Here is a 16,803-nt window from a genome sequence, read left to right on the forward strand (position 1 = left end):
GGCGGGTGTTGTCGTTGGATGTGAAAAAGGCCAGATCACTCTGGCCTTCGGAAACGCTGCGGCAAAAACTTACGCTTCGCCTTTTTTCATCCATGCCGCCAGCTGGTGCGGGCGCAAGCCATCGTAATCTTCGAAGGGCTGGTGGATCCACGGGTTGTGTGGCAATTCGTCGAGGAAATAATCCGGACGGATCGACGAGGTGCCCTTGACCCAGATGACAGCCGATTTCACTTCGGTGACGCCACTGAAATTTTCTTTCAGGTGACGGGTGACCTTGTCCAGCGTGACGCCGGAGTCGGCCAGGTCGTCGACCAGCAGGATCTTGCCAGCCAGCGGACCCTTGGTCATCGTCATGTACTTGGCGATGTCGAGGTCACCCTGCTTGGTGCCCGCTTCTTCGCGGTAGGAGCTGGTCGACAGGATCGCCAGCGGCACGTCGAAGATGCGCGAGAAGACGTCGCCAGGACGCACGCCGCCCCGGGCCAGGCACAGCACCTGGTCGAATTTCCAGCCCGATTCGTACACCTTGAGCGCCAGGCGCTCGATCAGGCGGTGGTATTCGGCCCAGGAGACCCACAGGTCTTTGTCGGTTGATGGTGGGGTGGTCATGGCAATTCCTCTTGGTCAGGCGGGATTATTCGAATGGGTGGCGCAGCACGATGGTTTCGACGCGGTCGGGACCGGTCGAGACCATGTCGATCGGCACGCCGACCAATTCTTCGATGCGACGGATGTAGGCACGGGCGGCGGGCGGCAACTCGGCCAGCGACTTGGCGCCCACCGTGTTTTCAGTCCAGCCCGGCATTTCTTCGTAGACGGGCACGCAGCGGCCCGCTTCTTCCGCGCCCACGGGGAAGATGTCGACGGCGCGGCCGTCGATGGTGTAGCCGGTGCACAGTTTGAGCGATTCGATGCCGTCGAGCACGTCGAGCTTGGTCAGGCACATGCCGGTGACGCCATTGATCTGCACCGAGCGGCGCAGCAAGGCGGCATCGAACCAGCCGCAGCGGCGGGCGCGGCCCGTCACGGTGCCAAATTCGTGGCCCACGCGCGAGAGGTGCTCGCCCACGCCATCGTCGGTCGACAGTTCGGACGGGAACGGGCCGGAGCCGACGCGGGTGGTATAGGCCTTGGTGATGCCCATGATGTAGTGCAGCATGCCAGGGCCGACGCCGGCGCCGGCCGAGGCATTGCCCGCCACGCAGTTCGACGACGTCACATACGGGTAGGTGCCGTGGTCGACGTCGAGCAGGGAGCCTTGCGCGCCTTCGAACAGCAGGCTGCCGCCCGCCTTGTAGGTGTCGTGCAGCGCGGTGGGCACATCGGCCACCATCGGACGCAGGCGCGGCACCAGGGCCATCGCGTCGTCGTAGGTTTTCTGGAAGTCGATCGGATCGGCCTTGAGGTAGTTGACCAGGACGAAGTTATGGTAGTCCAGGTTTTCCTTGAGCTTTTCGGCGAAGCGTTCCGGGTTGAGCATGTCGGCGATACGGATGGCGCGACGGGCGACCTTGTCTTCGTAGGCCGGGCCGATGCCCTTGCAGGTGGTGCCGATCTTGTTCTCGCCGCGCGCTTTTTCGCGGGCGATGTCGATGGCGACGTGGTACGGCAGGATCGCCGGGCAGGCTTCGGAAATTTTCAGGCGCGAGGCCACTTCCACGCCGATCGCTTGCAGCTTGTCGATTTCGCGCATGATGTCGGGCACCGACACCACCACGCCATTGCCGATGTAGCAGGCGACGCCTTCGCGCATGATGCCCGAAGGGATCAGCTGCAAGGCGGTTTTCTGGCCCTTGATGACCAGGGTGTGACCGGCATTATGGCCGCCCTGGAAGCGCACGACGCCCTTCGCATGGTCGGTCAGCCAATCGACGATCTTGCCCTTGCCCTCATCGCCCCACTGGGTGCCGATGACGACGACGTTCTTTGCCACGTTTTTCTTTGACATCACAATCAACCTAAGTTTTTAAGAATCCAGTTTCCATCCTCAAACACGAGCGCGCGGTCGCACTCGAATTCGTCCTGATCGTCTTCGTGACCCGGCAAGCTCTGGATCACGATTTCTTCGAGCGCACGCAAGGCTGCGATGCGCTCGCGCAATTCCGGGGCATTGCCCCACGGCGCGCGGATGGCGTGCTTGCGCTCCGCCCCCGGCAGCAGCCTGGCCAGTTCGCGCAAGTCCAGCGAGAAGCCGGTGGCGGGACGGGCGCGGCCGAATGCTTCGCCCACGTGGTCGTACCGCCCGCCGCGCGCGACCGCGTTGGGCAGACCCGGCACGTACAGGCCGAACATGGCGCCGCTTTCGTACTGGTAGCCGCGCAGGTCGGCCAGGTCGATCGCCACTTCGGCGCGCCCCAGCGCGGAGGCGGCCAGCGCCGCCAGCTCGGCCAGCGCGCGGCTGATCCCCGGCAACGGCGGCAGCACCGCGCGCGCTTCGGCCAGCACGCTGACGTCGCCATACAGGTTCGGCAAGGCCAGCAGCGCGGCGCGGGTGGCCGGCGCGTAGCCGGCCGTCAGGGCCGCCAGGCCCGGGCTGTCCTTGGCGCGCAGCAGCGCGTACAAGGCCTGCTCGTCGCGCGCGGCGGCAGCGTCTTCTTGCAGGATGGCGCGCAGCACGCCCACGTGCGACAAGTCCAGGCGCACGTCATCGAAGCCGGCCATGGCCAGCGAGGCCAGCGCCAGTTCCTGGATTTCTGCGTCCGCTTCCAGTCCTGCATGGCCGTAGATTTCGGCGCCGATCTGCAGCGGCTCACGGGTCGCGTGCAGGCCCGACGGACGGGTGTGCAGCACGCTGCCGGCATAACACAAGCGGGTGACCGATTCGCGGTTGAGCAGGTGGGCGTCGATGCGCGCCACCTGCGTCGTCATGTCGGCGCGCAGGCCCAGCATGCGGCCGGAAATCTGGTCGACCAGCTTGAAGGTGCGCAGGTCGGTGTCGGCGCCGGCGCCGTTGAGGAGCGAATCGACGTATTCGAGCATGGGCGGCATGACAAGCTCATAGCCGTACAGGCGGAAGTTGTCGAGCATGCGGCGACGCAGGTCTTCGATCTTGCGCGCCTCGGACGGCAAGACGTCGGCGATATTTTCAGGCAAAAGCCAATTCGTCGGCATGGGGTGTAGTGGAGTGGTCAATGTTAACAGTCGGGCAGGCGGCCGGAACCGCAAAAAGAATGCGCCGAACCATCAATTTTACCTGAATTGGGAGATGCGGGCCAATATTAGGCGGCCCGGGCGGTGAGGAACTGGCCGCGCACGCGGGGACGCCAGTGCTTCGGCGTGCAAAGGGACGGGCAGCAAGTGCCCATCCCTTTGTCAGTTACTTCTTCGACGGCGCGGCGGCGGCGGCGCCAGCGCCTGGCGAGCGGAAATACTTGAAAAATTCCGAGTTCGAATCGAGCACCATCACGTCACCATGGCTCTTGAAGGTTGCGCGATAAGCTTCGAGCGAGCGGTAGAACTTGTAGAACTCCGGGTTCTTGCCAAACGACTGGGCGTAGATTTCCGATGCCTTGGCATCGCCCTCGCCCTTGATTTTTTCGGCGTCGCGGTAGGCTTCGGCGAGAATCACGGTGCGCTGGCGGTCGGCGTCGGCGCGGATTTTTTCCGATTCGGCCGAACCGGTCGAACGCAGTTCGTTGGCCACGCGGGTGCGCTCGGCCTTCATGCGGTCGTACACGGAGGCGTTGATCTGCTCGACGTAATCGACGCGTTTCAAACGCACGTCGACGATTTCGATGCCGATCTGCCTCGCCTCGAGCACGACCTTGGTGCGGATGCCCTCCATGACCTTGCCACGCTCGCCGGAAATGACCTCGCGCACGGTGCGCTTGGTGATTTCATCGTTAAGCGCCGCCTTGACGATCTGCGACATGCGATCGCGCGCGCGCGCCTCGTCGCCATTGAAACTGACGTAGTACAGGCGGGGATCGATGATGCGCCATTTGACGAAGGCATCGACCAGGATGTTTTTCTTTTCGGCCGTGATGAAACGGTCGGCGTCGGGCGTATCGAGCGTCTGGATACGCTTGTCGAACATCACCACGTTTTGCAACGGCGCCGGCAGTTTGAAGTGCAGGCCCGGTTCGGTGATGGTGTCGCGCACTTCGCCGAGGGCGAAGACGATGGCGAACTTGGTCTGGTCGACCACGAACACGCACGACCACAACAACATCAGGGCGACGAAAGCGCCGACAAATAAAGTAACTACGCGGTTCATCAGCGGCTCTCCCGTTCACGGCCGGTGGCGCGGCTGTCGCGCTGGCGCGCGGTTTCTGTGGTCATGATCTCTTGTGGCGCAGGGGTAGCGGCGGGAGCGGCCTGCACCGGTCCGGATTTGGCGCCGATGGCGGCATCGTTGGCAGCCGTTTGCGCAATGAGTTTATCGAGCGGCAGGTACAGCATGCTGTTGCCGGCCTTGGCATCGACCATCACCTTGCTGGCGCTGCTGAAGATCTGCTGCATGGTTTCCAGGTACATCCGGTCGCGCGTGACGCCCGGCGCTTTCTGGTATTCGGCGACGACCTGCGAGAAGCGCGAGGCGTTACCGGTGGCCGACTCGACCACTTGCGAACGGTAGGCTTCGGCATCCTGGGTCAGGCGAATGGCGGCGCCACGCGAACGGGGAATGATGTCGTTGGCATAGGCTTCGCCTTCGCTCTTGGCGCGGGCGCGGTCCTGGCCCGCCTTGACGGCATCGTCGAAGGCGCTCTGGACCTGCTCGGGCGGCTGCACCGACTGCATGGTGACGTTGGTGATCTGCACGCCCAGTGCATAGCGGTCAGCGATCTGCTGCATGAGTTTGTTGGCGTCGAGCGCCACCTGCTCGCGGCCTTCGTACAGGACGAAGTCCATCTTGCTCTTGCCGACCACTTCGCGGATCGCCGTTTCGGCGATCTGGCGCAAGGTGTCGTCGTTCGAATCGCGGTTGTTGTAGATCCAGGCGACGGGATCTTTCAGGGTGTACTGGACGGCGAACTGGATGTCGATGATGTTCTCATCGTCCGTCAGCATCAGCGATTCCTTGGTATTTTTCGAGCGCACCGAGCCCCGATAGCCGACCTCGGCCGTACGGACGCGCGAGACGTCGACGGTGGTGTGGGCCTGGAACGGCGCCGGCCAGCGCCAGTTGAAACCGGCCCCGGTCTTGTGGCTCAGTTTGCCGAAGGTGGTGACGATGCCGACCTGCCCTTCCTGCACGATGAAAGCGCCGCTGGCGAGCCAGATGAACAGCGCGATGACGCCGAACACGCCGGCGGTGACGCTGGCGCCTTTCATGTCGGGGCGAAATCCATTGCCGTTATTGTCGCCGCCGCCATTATTGCCGTTCTTGCCGAACAGGCGGTTGAGGCGGGCATTGAAGTCGCGCCACATCTGGTCAAGATCGGGCGGACCTTCGCCGCCCGGCCGCCGGCCTTCTTGTTTTTTATTGTCGCCTTCGGGCTTGTGGCCCCAACGCGGGTCGTTGAGCGACAACTTGACGCCGAAGCGCCTGAGGAGAGAAACGAGCATGCTATCGTGATCCGGCGTTGGTGGAGGATGGAGTAACTGCGTTGTCGCGGTCAGGGTATTGGTCGGCGTCGGCATCGGCATCGGCGGTGAGCTCGGCATCGTCTTCTTCGCCATCCCACTCTGCGGCGGCCTCGTCGGCGCCGTCATGCTTGACGGCCTCAGGACGATAGATCGGTGCGGCCTTGGCCGCTTCGACGATCGCTTCGCGCAGCAGGTCGAGACCGTCGCCCTTGGCGGCGCTGACAAAAACGCGGCTGATTTTATCATATTCATCACGCTCAATTGCCGGCTCGAAACCTGCCACGTCGATCTTGTTCCATACCAAAATTTGCGGAATATGATCGGCGCCGATTTCACGCAGCACCACGTTGACCTGTTCGATCTGCTCCATGCGCACGGGGCTGGCGCCATCGACGACGTGCAGCAGCAGGTCGGCGTGGATGGTTTCTTCCAGCGTGGCGCGAAACGCCGCCACCAGTTGGTGCGGCAATTCGCGGACAAAACCGACCGTGTCGGAGATGACGATGCTGCCCACTTCTTCGCCCAGGTAGAGGCGGCGCGAAGTGGTGTCCAGCGTTGCGAACAATTGGTTGGCGACGTAGACGCCCGCCTTGGTCAGGGCGTTGAACAGGGTCGACTTGCCCGCATTGGTGTAGCCCACCAGCGAGACGGAGAAGGTCTGGTTGCGACCGCGCGAACGGCGCTGGGTTTCGTGCTGCTTGCGCAATTTGACAAGGCGCGCGCGCAAGGCCTTGACCCGCTCGCCGATCAGGCGGCGGTCCGTTTCGAGCTGGGTTTCGCCGGGACCGCGCAGGCCGATACCGCCCTTTTGCCGTTCCAGGTGAGTCCAGCCGCGAATCAGGCGGGTGGCCAGGTGCTGCAACTGGGCCAGTTCGACCTGCAGTTTGCCCTCGTGGCTCTGGGCGCGCTGGGCGAAAATGTCGAGGATCAGGCTGGTGCGGTCGAGCACCCGCACGTTCAGGCGTTTTTCCAGGTTGCGCTGCTGGGCCGGCGACAGGGCGTGATTGAAGATGACGATCTCAATCTGCTCGGCCAGGCATGCCTGGGCGATTTCGTCGGCCTTGCCGGAGCCGACAAAGTAGGCGGCATCGGGGCTCGAACGCTTGGCGGTGATGGTGGTGATCGGCTCGGCGCCGGCCGAACGGGCCAGCAGGGACAGTTCGTCCACGCTGGCGTCGAAGTCGCCAGCGCCGAAGTCGATCCCGACTAAGGCCGCGCGCATGGGCTCGCTTTCGCGGCGGGGGCCGAGGCCAGCATCGCTGCCGCCGCCTTATTCAGCGTCGGACTCAAGGTTGAGGTTGACGGCGCGGGCCGGGACCACGGTGGAGATTGCGTGCTTGTACACCATCTGGGTGACGGTGTTACGCAGCAGCACGACATACTGGTCGAACGATTCGATATGACCTTGCAGCTTGATACCGTTGACCAGGTAGATCGAAACCGGTACATGCTCCTTGCGCAAGGCATTCAGAAATGGGTCTTGTAACAGTTGCCCTTTGTTGCTCATAACAGCTCCGTGTGTTGTTGTAGTTTGGTCGGCTTGCAGCTGGTGCCACAAAGTGTGGCCTTTTCCCGCTGCCTGCATAAAAGTTGGAGACGACTCGGGCAATTTCAAGTACCAAGGTCATCTTTCCTGACATTCCAGGAATAGCGATAATCTACTGTAACCTGTTTTGCCGCCCGATGTCGGCCACGCGCCCGGATTTTTTACTTGCGGGCGAATGGATTCTTGCCCATGCGCAATTCAATCCGCAGCGGGGTGCCCACCAGGTTGAAGGTGTCGCGGAAATGCTTTTCCAGGTAGCGTTTATACGGTTCGCCGATGGCATCGAGGGCGTTGCCGTGGATGACGATAATCGGCGGATTCTGGCCACCCTGGTGGGCATAGCGCATCTTCGGCCGGATCGACCCCTTGCGGCGCGGTTCCTGCTTCTCGACCGCTTCGATCAGCGCGCGCGTCAGGCGCGGCGTCGACAGGTCGGCGGTGGCGGCGGCGTAGGCGGCATCGACCGACTTCATCATGGGACCGATGTTGGTCGCTTTCAGGGCCGAAATGAAATGGGTCTTGGCGAAGGACAGGAAATCGAGCTTGCGGTCGAGATCGATCTTGATTTCGTCGCGCACGTCCGAGGTCAGGCCGTCCCACTTGTTGACGGCCACCACCAGCGCCCTGCCCGACTCGAGGATGAAGCCGGCAATGTGGGCATCCTGCTCGGAGATGTCCTGTTGGGCATCGAGCAGCAGTATGACGACGTTCGCTTCGGAGATCGATTGCAGCGTTTTGACGACCGAAAATTTCTCGATCGCCTCGAACACCTTGCCGCGGCGGCGGATGCCGGCGGTGTCGATCAGCGTGTAGTTCTTGCCGTCGCGTTCGAACGGCACTTCGATCGAGTCGCGCGTGGTGCCCGGCATGTCGAAGGCGATCACGCGCTCTTCACCGATGAGGGTGTTGACCAGGGTCGACTTGCCCACGTTGGGGCGGCCGACGATGGCGATCTTGATGCCGCGCGTGGCCGGCTCGAGTTCTTCGGCGTCAGGCGGTCGCGAGGCGAACGCTTCGTTGAGCGCCTCTTCGACCAGGTCCGACACGCCGTCGCCGTGGGCGGCGGAGATGACGTAGGCGTCGCCCATGCCAAGCTCGTAGAATTCGGCGACCACGGAGGTGTACTTCATGCCCTCGGCTTTGTTCACCACGAGCATCACCTTGCGACCTGATTTGCGCAGGAAGTCGGTGATGGTCTTGTCATGCGGCGTGAGGCCCTGGCGGCCGTCGACGATGAATACCACCACGTCCGCTTCGGCCACCGCCTGCTTGGTCTGCAGGGCCATCTGGTGCATGATCCCTTCCTTGGCCACGGGCTCGAAACCGCCCGTGTCGATGACCAGGAATGGGCGCTCGCCGACACGTCCTTCGCCATAATGGCGATCGCGGGTCAGGCCAGGCAGGTCCGCCACCAGCGCGTCACGCGAGCGGGTCAGGCGGTTGAAAAGGGTCGATTTCCCGACGTTGGGTCGACCAACAAGTGCAATTACCGGCTTCATTATTATTCGACCGCGATAGCGGTCACAGTTCCATTTTGTGTTTGAAAAATCAGGTTCGAGCCGACTACCACCGGGGTGGCAATGACGGCACTGCCGTCGGTGGCGGCGCGCGCCAGGAAGGTGCCATCTTCACGCGAGATGAAGTGGATGAAACCCTGGTAGTCGCCGACGGCGATGGTACGGCCGTAGGAGACCGGGGTCGACAGGTTGCGATAGCCCAGTTTGTCGTTTTTCCAGGCGCTCACGCCGCCGTCGCGGGCAAACGCGCTGACGGCGCCCTTGTCATCGACGGCAAACACGAAGCGCTGGTCGACGGCGACGCCGACGTTCGACGACATTTCCTTGGTCCAGCGGGCGCTGCCCGTGGCCAGGTCGAAACAGCCGACCCGGCCCTGGTAGGACACGGCGCACACGTCGTTGTCAACCACCACCGGCAAGCCGCCGATGTCGGTGACACGCTCGAGTTCGGTGGCGCCGCGCGCCTCGCCCACCGCCACTTCCCAGCGCGGCGAACCGTTGGCCAGGATGATGGCGACGAGCTTGCCGCCCGGCTGGGCGACGATGACGTCCTTGCCAGCGACCACCATGCCGGGGGCATTGCGGATGGTCAGCGGCGGCGAGGGCCGCTGCACGGTCCATTTCTTTTCGCCCGTCTTGGCGTCCAGGCCGACGATGCGGTTGTCGAACGAGCGCACCACCACGATGCCCTCGCCCACCACCGGCGCCGACAGCACTTCGCTGGACGCCTGGGCGGTCCAGATGACCTTGCCGTTCATGTCAAAGGCATGCACGGCGCCCTTGACGCCGCCCACGACGATCAGATTGCCGTCGGTGCCAACGCCGGCCGACAGGGCGGTGGGCGCCTTGACGCGCCACAGGGCCTTGCCGGTGACGCCGTCGATGCGGGCGATGGCGCCCTCGCCGCCGGCGACGATCACGCTGGTGCCGGCGACAGCGGGGCTGAACAGGTAATTATTCGCCTTGCCGATGTCGAGCTTCCAGGCGGTGCGCACGGCCATCGTGCCCTTGAGCTCGACGAGTGGCGCCGGCAAGGCGGTTTTCGATTTGGTGGCGAAGGGATTGAGCGAGCTCAACGTCGAACAACCGGCCATCAGGGCCAGTACACTCACACCAATCAGCTTCTGGGTAGTACGCATCATTGTCAGGAACCTTGTTCTTGTTGTCTTGCGATGGTTGGCGGACGGCGTGCCGTCCGCCCGCATTAGGCAGCGGCCGGCGCTGCCGCGTCAGCCGGTTTGGCGGGCACCGTGCCGCCGATCGATTCGAGCTTGACTTCCACCAGGCGGCGGCCGGGATCGGCCTTGGTCATGGCGGCCAGCGCGGCGACATAGGCTTTGCGGGCCTCGTCGAGCTTGTTCTGTGCGACCAGGATATCGCCCTTGCGGTCGGCCACGGCAGGGGCAAATTGTGGCAGGAAATCGCCTGCCAGCAGTTTCAGGCCTTCCTCGTAGGCTTTTTCGTCGAGCAAGATGCCGGCGATGCGCAGGCGGGCGATCGACTTGACTTCGTCGTTGCCGTGCTCGGCGGCCCATTGCAGCTGCGCCTTGGCCGTTTTGAGGTCATTGGCGGCGAACGCCGACTTGGCCGCCACCAGCGCGGCCATCGGCGCGTAGGCGGTCGAGCCGTACTTCGCTTCGATGTCCGCCGCCGTCTTCAAGACCTTGGCGTTGTCGGCCGCCAGCAGCGACTTCTGCAACTGGTCGAACAGCACCGAGGCCTCGGCCGCCTGGTTGCGCTGGGTGTAGCGCCAGTAGTTGTAGCCGGCGTAGGCGCCCAGCAAGATGATCAGGACCCAGGTCAGCAGGTTGCCGTACTGGTTCCAGAATGCTTTCAGGGAGTCGAGTTGTTCTTGTTCTTCGTGATCGTATGCCATGGTCTTGTCGTGGGAGGTGAAGAAAATAGGGAAAAATTAATGGTGGTAATGGACGTGCTCGTGATCGTGGTCATGTCCGCCGATGACCTGGTCGACCAGGTACTCGACGACGTCATCGAAGGCCACGCTGCTCTGCTGGCTCTCGCCCGCCTCGGCCCCGTCCCGTTGCATCGATTTGACGGTGGCCGTGTGATTGGCCACTTCGTCCTCGCCCAGGATGACGGCGAACGAGGCGCCGCTGCCATCGGCTTTTTTCATCTGCGTTTTAAAGCTGCCGGCGCCGCTGGCGGTGGCGCAGTGGAGGATGACGTCGAGGCCGGCGTCGCGGATGCGCTCGGCCAGCACGAAGGCCTGCATGCGCGCCGCCTCGCCCTGGTGCACCAGGTAGACGTCGCACAGCGAAGGCTCGTTCGGCTCGCCCACTGCCTTCATCAGCTCGATCAGGCGTTCCATGCCCATGGCGAAGCCGACGGCCGGGGTTGGCTTGCCGCCGAACATTTCGATGAGGGGATCGTAACGGCCGCCCGCGCACACGGTGCCCTGCGCGCCCAGCGCGTCGGTGACCCATTCGAACACGGTGCGGTTGTAGTAATCGATGCCGCGCACCAGGCGCGTGTTGACGGTGTACGGAATATTGTTGTGGTCGAGGATCTTCTTCAAGCCTTCGAAGTGGGCCAGCGACTCGCCTTCGATGTAGTCGAGCAGCTTGGGCGCGGCATTGACCAGCTCCTGCATGGCGGGATTCTTGGTGTCGAGAATGCGCAAGGGATTGCTGTGCAGGCGGCGCCTGGCTTCCGCGTCGAGGGTGTCGAGGTGCGCTTCGAAATAGGTAATGAGGTCGGCGCGGTGGCGCAGGCGCTCGGTGGCGTCGCCGATCGAATTGAGTTCCAGGCGAATGCCTTCCAGGCCCAGGTCATCCCACAGGCGGCGGCACAGCATGATCAGCTCGGCGTCGATGTCCGGTCCCGTGAAACCCACCGCTTCGGCGCCGAACTGGAAGAACTGGCGATAGCGTCCCCGCTGCGGCCGCTCGTGGCGGAACATCGGGCCCTTGTACCACAGGCGCTTGGGACCGTCGTAGACCAGGTTGTGTTCGAGCACGGCGCGCACGGTGCCGGCCGTGCCTTCGGGGCGCAGCGTGAGCAGGTCGCCGTTCATCGAATCGGTGAATGAATACATTTCTTTTTCGACGATGTCGGTGACGGCGCCGATGGCGCGCGCGAACAGGCCCGTCTCTTCCAGGATCGGGGTGACGATCTTCTGGTAGCCGTAGCTTTTCAGGACCGATTCCGTGGTGTTTTCCAGCAGCTCCCACAGGGGCGCGTCGGCCGGCAGGATGTCGTTCATGCCTTTGACGGAGACGATCTTTTCAGGTTTTTTGTTATCTGACATTATTATTTACCGTAATTCGTTTTCACATATTCCAGCACGATCTGCTGGAATTCCTGCACGATGTTCTCGCCGCGCAGGGTCACTTTTTTCTGGCCATCGACGAACACGGGCGCGGCCGGCGATTCGCCCGTGCCGGGCAGGCTGATGCCGATGTTGGCGTGCTTCGATTCGCCGGGACCATTGACGATGCAGCCCATCACGGCGACATTCATCGCCTCCACGCCCGGATACGATTTTTTCCATTCCGGCATCTGCTCGCGCAGGAAGGTCTGGATGTTGTCGGCGAGCTCCTGGAAGGTCGTCGAGGTGGTGCGCCCGCAACCGGGACAGGCGATCACCATGGGCGCGAATTTGCGCAGCCCCATCGTTTGCAAAATTTCCTGGCCGACGATGACCTCTTTGGTGCGGTCGCCGCCCGGCTCGGGCGTGAGCGAAATGCGGATGGTGTCGCCGATGCCTTCCTGCAGCAGCACCGACAGCGCGGCCGTCGAGGCGACGATGCCCTTGCTGCCCATGCCCGCTTCGGTCAGGCCCAGGTGCAGCGGGTAATCGCAGCGGCGCGCCAGCTCGCGGTAGACGGCGATCAGGTCCTGCACGCCCGACACTTTACAGGACAGGATGATCTTGTCGCGCGCCAGGCCGATTTCTTCGGCGCGCACGGCGTTGTCGATGGCCGAGGTGATCAGCGCTTCGTACATCACCGCCTGCGCCGTCCACGGCAGCGCGCGGCGCGCGTTCTCGTCCATGATGCGCGCCAGCAGCGCCTGGTCGAGCGAGCCCCAGTTCACGCCGATGCGCACCGGCTTGTCGTACTGGGCCGCCACTTCAATCATCTGGGCAAACTGGCTGTCGCGCTTGGCGCCCTGGCCTACGTTGCCCGGGTTGATGCGGTATTTCGACAGCGCCCGCGCGCACTCGGGAAAGTCGCGCAACAGGGTGTGGCCGTTGTAATGGAAGTCGCCCACCAGCGGCACGTCGATCTCCATGCGGTCGAGCTGCTCGCGGATGGCCGGCACGGCCGCCGCCGCTTCCGGGCGGTCCACCGTCAGGCGCACCAGTTCCGACCCGGCACGCGCCAGTTCCTTGATCTGGATCGCCGTGCCGATGGCGTCGGCGGTGTCCGTGTTGGTCATCGACTGCACCACCACGGGGGCGTCGCCGCCCACCCACACCTGGCGGGCGCCGTGCGACACCAGCACCTTGCGGCTGAGGCGGCGGGCCATCGGGCCGGAGGGAATCGCCATATTGGAAGAAACCATAATATTCTGACTTTATTGCGCGCTTGGCTGCGCGGATGATGACTGGTTCAATGGGAGTGCCGGCGGCGGCCGCAGGGGCCGCCGCGCGCGGCTTATTTCAGTTCGACGCGGGCGGCGCTACCCTTGTTGGCCGGCAGTTCGACGGTGGCGCCTCGCAGGGTGGCGCTGACGCCAGCGGGCTTGCCCACCACCATCGTCACCGGCTCGCTGATGTCGAACGTTTCCGTGCTGCCCGCCTTGACCAGGCGCGAAATCAGGGGCGCCCCCTTGGCGCGCTTGATCTGCAGCCAGGAGTCTTCGCGCACTGTCACCACGAGCGCATTGGCGCCGGCGACAACGGGCGCGGCGGCGGCAGCCGGTGTGGCGGCGACGACCGGCGCCACGCCGGCCGAAGGCGAATCGGGAGCGACGGCGCTCGGCGGCGGCACCGAGATCAGCGGCACCGACGGATTTTGCAGGCTGGCCGGCAGGCTCGCCGTGCTGCCCTGCGGGACCGTGACCACCAGCGGCGTGCTGGCAACGGACGCCGCGCCGATCGGCGCGGCCACCATGTTGCTGGCAGTGGCGCTGTCGGCGCGGCCCGTCAATTTTGCCAGCAGGCCGAAATGCCAGGCCGCGGCGGCGGCGCCGACCAGCACCAGCACGGCCAGGATCGGCACGATGGGCAGCGCGGCGCGCCGGCCGTGGCTGGGAAAGCGCACTTCCGAGAACGAGGCCGGCTTGTTGTGGCGCAAGTGGGTGTGGGTGGCGTCGCTGGGGCCGGGGGTGTCGAGCGAAATCCTGGCCACCAGCGGGATCGGGTCGAGCCGGACGATCTTGGCGTAGGCGCGCACGAAACCACGCACCACGGCCGGTCCCGGCAGCGCGGCGCTGTCGCCCGCTTCGATGGCGACCACCTGGCGCACGGCCAGCTTGAGCTGGTCGGCCACCTGCTCGACGGTCCAACCCATCGCCTGGCGCTGGGCGGCGAGAATCTGGCCCGGCGCGGCGCTGCTGTCGGCGACGCTGGCGCCGGTGCTCGTGCCTGCTTGTTCTGCCCGTTCTGAACTCATGCTGTTTCCTGTCTCATTCATCAAATGCACCGCGCTGCAACGCTGCAAACTCGGTCGAGCCGGGATGGTGGCGGCGCAGCAAAGTTGCCATGCTCGCCTCCGATTCCTTGTCGCCCAGGCGGCGGTCGATCCGCACGGCCAGCCACAGGATATCGGCGCCCAGGTCGTCGAGCTTGGCAGTGGTCTTGACGCGGTTGATAAAAAACCCGGCGCGCTGGTAGTCGCGCCGCTCGAAATAAACCCGCGCCAGATAGGCGTTGGTGGCAGGATGATCGGGCTCCAGACGCAAGGCGTCAAGCAGATAGCGTTCAGCGGCGGCGTATTGCTTGAGGCGGATGCTGCAGGCGCCCGCATTTTGCATGGCCTTGAACGGCGACTGGTAGGCCGGATTGCGGATCGCCGCGTCATAGTAGCCGATCGCCTCGACGCCGCGGCCGTTCTGGCACAGGAAGCCGCCGTAGTTATTGCTCAGCTCCGGATTGTTGGGCGACAGGCGCAGGGCCCGCTGATAACTTTCATCGGCCAGTTTCAGCTCGCCCAGCTGGCCGTAGATCAGGGCGCGCACGCCGTAGGCATCGGCGAAGGCGGGATTGATGACGATGGCCTGCTTGACTTCGTCGAGCGCCACTTCGAGCTTGCCGTCCTGAAAATAGCCGACCGCCAGTTGCAGGCGGATCGAGGCGCGTTTTTCCACGCTGGTCTGGTCGGACGCGGTCTTGATGTCGGCCGAGTCGTTGCCGCCATTGGCCGCGCGCGTGCCGCCGCCGGCGCAAGCGCCCAGCAGCAGGGCCAGCCATGCCAGCCCGATCACGCGCGCGAGGGGGCCCATCAGGAAGCGATCTCCACGATGCGGCCGAAGTTGGCGCCGTACTTGTTTTTGTACTCGTCCATTTTTTCCATGCGCTCCTGCACCCGGGTGCGGTCCTGCACTTCGCCGGCCAGCTGGCCGCAGGCGGCATCGATGTCGTCGCCGCGCGTCTTGCGGATGGTGGTGACGAGGCCGCCATCGAGCAGGATCTGGGCGAAGGCCTTGATGCGCGGATTTTTCGAGCGCAACAGGCCCGATTCCGGGAAGGGGTTGAAGGGGATCAGGTTGAACTTGCACGACACCCCGACCACCGGGTCGTTCACCAGCGCCAGCAGTTCGCGCGCGTTCTCGTCGCTGTCGTTGACGCCGTCGAGCATGCAGTACTCGAACGTGATGAAGTCGCGCGGGGCGTACGCCAGGTAGCGCTTGCAGGCGGCCATCAGTTCGCGCAGCGGGTATTTCTTGTTCAGCGGCACCAGGCCGTCGCGCAGCGCGTCGTTCGAGGCGTGCAGCGACACCGCCAGCGCCACCGGCACTTCTTGCGCCAGCTTGTCGATCATGGGCACCACGCCCGAGGTGGACAGGGTCACGCGGCGGCGCGACAAGCCGTAGGCGTTGTCGTCGAGCATGAGTTTCAAGGCGGTGGTGGTCGGCTCGAAGTTCAGCAGCGGCTCGCCCATGCCCATCATGACGACGTTGGTGATCTGGCGTTCGCCTTTCGGGCCCGGCTCGATGCCCTTGGTACGGCGCAGCTCGAATTCGGCCATCCACAGCTGGCCAATGATTTCGGCCACGCTCAGGTTGCGGTTAAAACCCTGCTTGCCCGTCGAGCAGAAGCGGCAATTGACGGCGCAACCGGCCTGGGTGGAGATGCACAGGGTGCCGCGGTTTTCTTCCGGGATGAACACGGTTTCGACGGCGTTGCCGTTGCCGACGTCGACCAGCCACTTGCGCGTGCCGTCCGTCGAGGTGTTGTCGCTGATGATGGCGGGCGCGCGGATTTCCGCGCGCGTGCGCAGCTTGTCGCGCAGCGACTTGGCCAGGTCGGTCATGCTGTCGAAATCGCTGGCGCCGAACTGGTGTATCCAGCGCTGCAACTGCTTGGCGCGAAACGGCTTCTCCCCCAACTCGGCGCAGTAAGCGACTAGTTGCGCAGGATCAAAATCCAGCAAGTTGGTGAGTGTGGTCATATTCTGTATTCCAAAAAGCCGCTCCCGCGCGCATGAGCGGCGGCGAACGGCGGGTGTGACGGTGTAACGATTACTTTACTTCTGGGAAGAAGTAAGCGATTTCAACTTTTGCAGCGTCGACAGCGTCCGAACCATGGACGGCGTTGGCATCGATCGAATCGGCGAAGTCGGCGCGGATGGTGCCCGGCTCAGCTTTTTTCGGATCGGTAGCGCCCATCAGGTCGCGGTGGGCCAGGACGGCGTTTTCGCCTTCCAGGGCCTGGATCATGACAGGGCCGGACACCATGAAGTCGACCAGGTCCTTGAAGAAGCCGCGCTCTTTGTGGGCAGCGTAGAAGCCTTCAGCCTGTTCGCGCGACAGTTGGGTCATGCGAGCTGCGACGATCTTCAGGCCAGCATTTTCAAAGCGGCTGTAGATTTGGCCGATGACGTTTTTCGCCACTGCGTCTGGTTTGATGATCGACAGGGTGCGTTCGATTGCCATTTGTAAAAACTCCAATAAAAAGAAAGGTTTAAATCGAGAAATAAAGTACTCAATCAACCTTTGATTTTACCATAGATGCCCCAGTTGACCTAGATCGCGCCGGCTGGCCCTGGCAGGCTGGCCCGCCGGCGCGGGAAATCCCGTCAAACC

At 63.8% G+C, this 16,803-nt stretch carries 16 protein-coding genes; all 16 read right to left on the reverse strand.

What is annotated here, in order from left to right; all coding sequences use genetic code 11:
* Positions 1–69: 69 nt before the first annotated feature.
* Entirely contained in the window at positions 70–609 is a 540-nt protein-coding gene (locus tag ACP7EY_RS19445) for a phosphoribosyltransferase (RefSeq protein WP_426196528.1), read from the reverse strand.
* A gap of 25 nt (positions 610–634) precedes the next feature.
* Positions 635–1,948: an adenylosuccinate synthase gene (locus ACP7EY_RS19450; protein ID WP_426196530.1), complete on the reverse strand. Its 1,314-nt coding sequence runs from the start codon at positions 1,946–1,948 to the stop codon at positions 635–637.
* A 5-nt stretch (positions 1,949–1,953) separates the two neighbouring features.
* Positions 1,954–3,111, reverse strand: coding sequence for an ATP phosphoribosyltransferase regulatory subunit (locus tag ACP7EY_RS19455; RefSeq protein WP_426196532.1), 1,158 nt, complete (start codon positions 3,109–3,111; stop codon positions 1,954–1,956).
* A gap of 205 nt (positions 3,112–3,316) precedes the next feature.
* A complete protein-coding gene (gene hflC, locus ACP7EY_RS19460) occupies positions 3,317–4,216 on the reverse strand; it encodes a protease modulator HflC (RefSeq protein WP_426196534.1) in 900 nt (299 codons plus the stop codon).
* A complete protein-coding gene (gene hflK / locus ACP7EY_RS19465; RefSeq protein ID WP_426196536.1) occupies positions 4,216–5,508 on the reverse strand; it encodes an FtsH protease activity modulator HflK in 1,293 nt (430 codons plus the stop codon). The genes hflC and hflK overlap by 1 nt, the downstream gene beginning before the upstream one ends.
* A 1-nt stretch (position 5,509) precedes the next feature.
* Positions 5,510–6,751, reverse strand: coding sequence for a GTPase HflX (hflX, locus tag ACP7EY_RS19470; protein WP_426196537.1), 1,242 nt, complete (start codon positions 6,749–6,751; stop codon positions 5,510–5,512).
* Positions 6,752–6,799: 48 nt separating this feature from the next.
* Positions 6,800–7,036 carry an RNA chaperone Hfq gene (gene hfq, locus ACP7EY_RS19475; protein ID WP_136418236.1) on the reverse strand — a complete coding sequence of 79 codons (237 nt, stop codon included), beginning with the start codon at positions 7,034–7,036 and terminating at the stop codon, positions 6,800–6,802.
* 200 nt (positions 7,037–7,236) lie between these two features.
* A complete protein-coding gene (gene der / locus ACP7EY_RS19480) occupies positions 7,237–8,574 on the reverse strand; it encodes a ribosome biogenesis GTPase Der (protein ID WP_426196539.1) in 1,338 nt (445 codons plus the stop codon).
* A 2-nt stretch (positions 8,575–8,576) separates the two neighbouring features.
* Entirely contained in the window at positions 8,577–9,731 is a 1,155-nt protein-coding gene (bamB, locus tag ACP7EY_RS19485; protein ID WP_426196657.1) for an outer membrane protein assembly factor BamB, read from the reverse strand.
* A gap of 65 nt (positions 9,732–9,796) precedes the next feature.
* Entirely contained in the window at positions 9,797–10,468 is a 672-nt protein-coding gene (locus ACP7EY_RS19490) for a YfgM family protein (RefSeq protein WP_426196541.1), read from the reverse strand.
* A gap of 36 nt (positions 10,469–10,504) precedes the next feature.
* Positions 10,505–11,860 (reverse strand): histidine--tRNA ligase, encoded by a 1,356-nt coding sequence (hisS, locus tag ACP7EY_RS19495; protein ID WP_426196543.1) that lies wholly within the window; start codon positions 11,858–11,860, stop codon positions 10,505–10,507.
* A 2-nt stretch (positions 11,861–11,862) separates the two neighbouring features.
* Complete coding sequence (ispG, locus tag ACP7EY_RS19500; protein WP_426196545.1) at positions 11,863–13,119, reverse strand: flavodoxin-dependent (E)-4-hydroxy-3-methylbut-2-enyl-diphosphate synthase; 1,257 nt, start codon at positions 13,117–13,119, stop codon at positions 11,863–11,865.
* Between the two features lie 92 nt (positions 13,120–13,211).
* On the reverse strand, positions 13,212–14,171 hold the full coding sequence (locus ACP7EY_RS19505) for a helix-turn-helix domain-containing protein (protein WP_426196547.1): 960 nt from the start codon (positions 14,169–14,171) through the stop codon (positions 13,212–13,214).
* 13 nt (positions 14,172–14,184) lie between these two features.
* Positions 14,185–15,000 (reverse strand): type IV pilus biogenesis/stability protein PilW, encoded by an 816-nt coding sequence (gene pilW / locus ACP7EY_RS19510; RefSeq protein ID WP_426196549.1) that lies wholly within the window; start codon positions 14,998–15,000, stop codon positions 14,185–14,187.
* The gene (gene rlmN / locus ACP7EY_RS19515) at positions 15,000–16,169 is read right to left on the reverse strand and encodes a 23S rRNA (adenine(2503)-C(2))-methyltransferase RlmN (RefSeq protein WP_426196551.1); all 1,170 of its coding nucleotides are present in this window, start codon (positions 16,167–16,169) and stop codon (positions 15,000–15,002) included. Before rlmN ends, pilW begins: the two co-directional genes overlap by 1 nt.
* A 70-nt stretch (positions 16,170–16,239) precedes the next feature.
* On the reverse strand, positions 16,240–16,653 hold the full coding sequence (gene ndk / locus ACP7EY_RS19520) for a nucleoside-diphosphate kinase (protein WP_426196553.1): 414 nt from the start codon (positions 16,651–16,653) through the stop codon (positions 16,240–16,242).
* Between the last annotated feature and the right edge of the window lie 150 nt (positions 16,654–16,803).

The organism is Massilia sp. DWR3-1-1 (assembly GCF_049898325.1).
Classification (GTDB): Bacteria; Pseudomonadota; Gammaproteobacteria; order Burkholderiales; family Burkholderiaceae_D; genus JAFCUW01.